We start from the raw sequence: 6,135 nt of genomic DNA on the forward strand, positions 1-6,135 counted from the left end.
GATTGCTGACAGGTATTGAAAATTTTGGAGAAATTATTGAATAAGGGAGTTTTTATGTTGATAAAAATGCATTTATAGAAGAAATATTGAGAGATAGTGCTAAGGTAAAGTTATTTTCACGTCCTAGAAGATTTGGAAAAACATTGATTTTGACTATGTTAAGATATTTCTTTAATGTTAAAAATAAAGAAGATAATGAAAAGTTTTTTTTCTAAACTGTATATTTCAAATAGTGAATATAGGAATAAAATATTTTTAATCACAGTTATTAAGTTGACTGTGATTTTTTATTAAGAACATTCAGGAGATATTATGAATAAAAAAATAATAGTTTTATCAGGAATAAACCTAATTGAAGGTGGTCCATTGACAATTTATAAAGAATGTCTTAAATATGTGGAGAATTATCTTTTAGAAAATTATGAAATAGTAGCTCTTGTGCATAGTAAGGAACTTTTTTCTGAATTTGATTCGAGAATAAAATTTGTTGAGTGTAGGGATTCAAAAAAAAGTTATTTAAAAAGATTTTATTATGAGTATTTTTATTTTAAAAAGCTATCAAAGAAATTGAAGCCATATTTGTGGTTTTCATTGCATGATATGACTCCAAATGTAATAGCAGATAAAAGAGTAGTTTATTGTCATAATCCTATTATTTTTTATAATGTAAATAAAAAAGATATGATTAATGAATTTAAGATGTTTATATTTTCTAAATTCTATAAATATGTTTATAAAATTAATATTCAAAGAAATGATTTTGTAGTGGTGCAACAGGACTGGATTAGAAAAAGATTTAAAAAGATTTTTAAAACTAAAAATGTAATTGTAGCTCATCCTAATGTTATTATTGATAATTTAGATTTAGAAAAAACTAAACAAAATAATATTAAAATAGTAAAGAATAGTTTTTTATATCCATCATTTCCTCGAGTTTTTAAAAATTTTGAGGTTATTTGTGAGGCTGTAAAAATATTGGAAGAAACGAACATTAGAGATTTTACAGTTTATCTGACGATTGATGGAAGTGAGAATTCATATTCCAAAAAATTATTTGAAAAATATAAAGATTTAAAGAATTTAAAATTTTTAGGCTTATTAAAAAGAAAAGAACTTATGAAATATTATAAAAGTTCAGAAAATATTATTTTTCCATCTAAACTAGAAACTTGGGGATTGCCTATTTCAGAAGCAAAGGCATTTGGTAAAAATATAATTTTAGCAGATTTGGAGTATGCTCATGAAACATTGGGGACTTACGAAAATGTAATGTTTTTTGATCCTGATAATGCAAAAGAACTGTCTGAAAAGATGAAAATCTTGATAAATGATAGAGAAAATAAAGAAAATATAAAATTTGATGGAAATATTAAGAAAAATATTGAAAAACCTTACTGCAAAAATTGGAAAGAGCTATTTGATATATTGCTTTTTAACTGATAATCGTAAAAAAGCACAATGAAGATTAAATTGTAAATTTTATATTTATAAATTTCCTAAAATATAGTTAATCTATTTTAAAATAAAGGTAATATTTTTAATAAAAAAATATATTATTAGAAAGAAGTAAAAATTGTATGGAAGAAAATAAAATTGTTATATATTTTGGATTTAATAATCCGCTTATATATAAACGTGGAGTAGAAAATGTTATATTATCTCAATCTATGGCATTACCTAGAGATATACAAAAATATTATTTATTTTTTGGTAAAAAAGATGAGGAATTTTTTTGGAATGATATAAAATGTGTGTCAATAAGGCATGATTTATTTAGATTTTTTAAATTAAATAAATTTGTAAATAAGTTGTGTAAAAATGCGAAATGTGTTATTCATTCTCATAATTATTTGATGAGTTTTTTTCTTTTAAAAAAGATAAAAAAAACAGATATATTTACTGTTCATGATGGACTTTTTTATTTATCATCCCAAACCAATCATAGATTTAAAAATATTTTTAAATTTATTGAAAAAGCTGTCTACAAAAAAAGTAAATTAGTGCATTTTATATCAAATTTTTCAAAAGAAGAATCACTCTATAATGGAAATAATTTTATTATTATTAATAACACTACTCCACTTGAAAAAGTAAAAGTAAAATTTGAAAAAAAAATCTGGGACTCTAAAAAAATAAAAATATTTACAGTAAGAAGTATTGAAGAACGAGTAAATATAGAATTACTTATTGAACTTGCTCAAAGAAACAAAAATTTTGAAATAAAAGTTTCTGGAAAAGGGCCTTTGCTTGAAAAATATAAAAATGAGATAAAAGAAAAAAAATTAAATAATATTGAATTAATGGGTTTTCTTGAAGATAAAAAAATAAGAGAATATTACAATGACTGTGATATTGTTACAGTTTTGGCAAAATATGGGGAAGGATTTGGACTTCCGATTATTGAAGGATATTTACATGATAAGCCTGTTTTTGCTTCAGATGTATCTGCAATTCCTGAGATTATTATTGATAAAAAATTTTTGATAAACAATACTGTTGTAGATTTAGAAAATAAAATTCAGAATTATTTAAGCGAAAATCAAAATTATAATTTTAAAAAATATTATTATAATAATTTTGGAAATGATGCAATAAGAGAAAGATATATTGAATTATATAAAATAAATATTCTTCAAGCTTAGGTTATCGAACAGGCTATCAAACATATCAATATAATAAAAAAGGAGTTATGCAGAGTATGAAAAAAAAGAAAATCTCTCTTGAAATTCAGTGGGCTGTAGGTCCTAAAACAGGAGTTGGATGGTATATTTTTAATATTGTAAAAGGGCTGGTTCAAAATAATAAGAATGATTATACTGGTGAATTTATAAATTTTATGAATAGACATAATGTCAAAAAACAAATTAACTACGATATAAAAATGAAACAAAATAAACTTATTCCATACAAAATTTATAATATTTTAACTCAAAAATTAAAAATAAGTCATAATTTTTTGATGGGTACAAAATCAGATATTTATCATTTTTTTAATTTTACTATTCCTAAAAATATAAAAGGAAAAATAATAATTACAATTTATGATACTGTTTTTTTTACAGCTCCTGAAACTATGGGTGATATGAAGACTATCAGTGAATATAAATATGCAGCTGAAAAATCTGATTTGATTATAACAATTTCAGAAAGTGCAAAATCAGATATTATAAAACATTTTAATGTGAATGAAGAAAAAATAAAAATCGTAACACCTGGAATTGATTTAAAAAAATATTCCCATAAATATTCCAAATCTGAACTTGAAAACATTAGAAAAAAATATAATTTACCCCAAAATTACATTTTATATTTGGGAACAATTGAACCACGTAAAAATATTGAAAGAATTGTAAAAGCTTTTAAAAGATATAAAAAGGAAATTAATGATGATTTAAAACTTGTAATTGTTGGGAAAAAAGGATGGAAATATGACAATATTATGAAACTGATTGAATCAATGGGAACTGATATTATAATTACAGGTTATATTGATGAAGAAGATAAAGTTCCTATTTATAAACTTGCACAGATTTTTGTGTTTCCATCTTTGTATGAAGGCTTTGGAATGCCAGTTTTGGAAGCTATGGCATCGGGAACTCCTGTTATTACATCAAATATTTCTTCAATGCCAGAAGTAGCAGGAAATGCTGGAATATTAGTTGATCCTTTTGATGAAAATGAAATTTTTGGAGCATATAAACAAATTTTATCAGATGAAAAATTAAAAAAGGAAATGGTGCAAAAGGGATTAGAGCAGGCAAAAAAATTTGAATGGAAAAAATCTGTAGAAATACTTGAAAAAATTTATGAAGAAATATAATAGACTTGAAATAAAGTATAGAAAGGTAAAATATGGAAAAATCATTTTATGAATTATGGAAACTGGGAATTAATTTTATTAAAACAAAAATATTTTTTCCAAAAGCTAGATTAATTCGGTTTCCTTTTGATATAAGAGGAAAAAAGTTTATAAAATTTGGAAAAAATTTTACAACTGGAACTGGATGCAGAATTGAAGCATATAGTTTTCAAGATAAAAATATAAGAAATAAAAATATACCCCAATTAATTATTGGAAATAATGTCCAAATTAATGATTATGTCCATCTGGCATGTGCAAATTCATTAATTATAGAAGATAATGTACTGATAGCAAGCAAAGTTTATATTTCTGACTTAAATCATGGAAATTATTCATTTTCAAAAGATTTAGAACATTCTAATCCTGAAGAAATTGCAAAAGAAAGAAAAATTTTTACAAAACCAGTAAGAATTTGTGAAAATGTATGGCTTGGAGAAAACGTATCTGTTTTATCAGGAACAATAATTGGAAAAAATTCTATAATTGGAGCAAATTCTGTTGTTTCTAAAAACATTCCAGAAAACTGCATTGCTGTTGGAAATCCAGCAAAAGTAATAAAAAAATACAATTTTGAAACTAAAAAATGGGAAAAGGTATAAAAATATACTTACTTCCTATTTTTTTTATGATATAATTAAACTAGGAAAAATTGAAGGGAGAATAGAAAATATGAAATTTAATGAATACAAATATGAACATTTGGATTTAGAAAAAATAAAAAAAGAATTTTCTGAACTTATAGAAAGTTTTGAAAAAGCTGAAAATGTAAAGGGGCAAATTATTGCACTTGATAAAATTATAAAATTAAGAAATCATATCGAGACTATGCAAACACTTGTTTCAGTTCGTCATAGCATTGATACAAATGATGAATTTTATGACAAGGAAAATGAATATATGGATGAAATTAGTCCTATTCTATTTGGATTTACGAACGACTTTTATAAAGCTCTTGTAAATTCAAAATTTAAAGATGAACTTATCCAAAAATATGGAAAATTTTTATTTGATTTGGCAGAAAATACATTGAAAACATTTTCACCTGAAATTATCCCAGATGCACAGGAAGAAAATAGACTGTCCAGCAAATATTCAAAATTAATTGCAAGTGCAAAAATAGATTTTGATGGAAAAGAGCTTAATTTGTCACAAATGGTTCCTTATACACAGTCAAAAGATAGAAATATAAGAATTGAAGCGGCTAAAAAAGTTGCTCAGTTTTTTGCTGAAAATCAAGATGAATTTGATAATATTTATGATTCGCTTGTAAAAGTTAGAACTAGAATGGCTCAAAAGATGGGATATAAAAACTTTGTGGAATTCGGATATAAACAGCTGTCAAGACTTGAATATGATGCAAAAATGGTAGAAGGCTACAGAAAGCAAGTACTTGAAAATATTGTGCTGCTACATACAGAGCTTCGTAAAAGACAAGGGAAAAGACTTGGAGTGGACAAACTTAAATTTTATGATGAAGCCATAAAATTTAATTCTGGAAATGCTGATCCGCACGGGTCACCTGAATGGATTTTAAATAACGGAAAGACAATGTATAAGGAATTATCGAAAGAAACTGATGAATTTTTTACATTTATGACTGAAAATAATTTGCTTGACTTGCTTTCTAAAAAGGGGAAAATGAGCGGCGGATACTGCACTTATATTCCAGAGCATAAAGCACCATTTATTTTTGCTAATTTTAATGGAACTTCACACGATATTGACGTTTTGACGCATGAAGCCGGACATGCTTTTCAAGTTTACCAAAGCCGTGGATTTGAAGTGCCTGAATACTTATGGCCATCTTATGAGGCTTGTGAAATCCACTCGATGAGTATGGAATTTTTAACTTGGCCATGGATGGAATTGTTTTTTGAAAATGATACTGATAAATATAAATTTATTCATTTATCAGAAGCTCTTTTATTCATTCCTTATGGAGTAACTGTCGATGAATTTCAACATTGGGTGTATGAAAACCCAGAAGCTACACCAAAAGAACGTCGTGAAAAATGGATTGAAATAGAAAAAAAATATTTACCAACAAGAGATTATGGAGAAGTTGAAGAATTAAAAAATGGAATTTTCTGGTTTAGACAAGGCCATATTTTTAGCTCTCCATTTTATTACATCGACTATACTCTAGCACAAGTTTGTGCCTTCCAATTTTGGATAAAATCAAGAGAAAATAGGGAAAAAGCATGGAAAGACTATTTGAATTTATGTAAACTTGGAGGAAGCAAACCATTCTTTGAACTTATGAAATCAGCTAA

At 25.4% G+C, this 6,135-nt stretch carries 5 protein-coding genes and 1 pseudogene; all 6 read left to right on the forward strand.

Features of this window, described 5'->3' with window-relative positions; all coding sequences use genetic code 11:
* Nucleotides 1-59: 59 nt before the first annotated feature.
* Nucleotides 60-215 (forward strand): annotated as a pseudogene (locus tag ACO409_RS06095) (AAA family ATPase); the annotation flags it as partial.
* A 97-nt stretch (nucleotides 216-312) separates the two neighbouring features.
* Nucleotides 313-1,440, forward strand: coding sequence for a glycosyltransferase (locus ACO409_RS06100; RefSeq protein ID WP_485555783.1), 1,128 nt, complete (start codon nucleotides 313-315; stop codon nucleotides 1,438-1,440).
* A gap of 137 nt (nucleotides 1,441-1,577) precedes the next feature.
* A complete protein-coding gene (locus tag ACO409_RS06105) occupies nucleotides 1,578-2,642 on the forward strand; it encodes a glycosyltransferase family 4 protein (protein WP_485555785.1) in 1,065 nt (354 codons plus the stop codon).
* Between the two features lie 56 nt (nucleotides 2,643-2,698).
* Entirely contained in the window at nucleotides 2,699-3,820 is a 1,122-nt protein-coding gene (locus tag ACO409_RS06110; RefSeq protein WP_485555787.1) for a glycosyltransferase family 4 protein, read from the forward strand.
* Nucleotides 3,821-3,852: 32 nt separating this feature from the next.
* Entirely contained in the window at nucleotides 3,853-4,461 is a 609-nt protein-coding gene (locus ACO409_RS06115; protein ID WP_485555788.1) for a DapH/DapD/GlmU-related protein, read from the forward strand.
* Nucleotides 4,462-4,531: 70 nt separating this feature from the next.
* Nucleotides 4,532-6,135, forward strand: a 1,604-nt coding sequence (locus tag ACO409_RS06120; protein ID WP_485555790.1) for a M3 family oligoendopeptidase, incomplete at its 3' end; no start/stop codon positions are given.

Source organism: Leptotrichia sp., assembly GCF_057270615.1.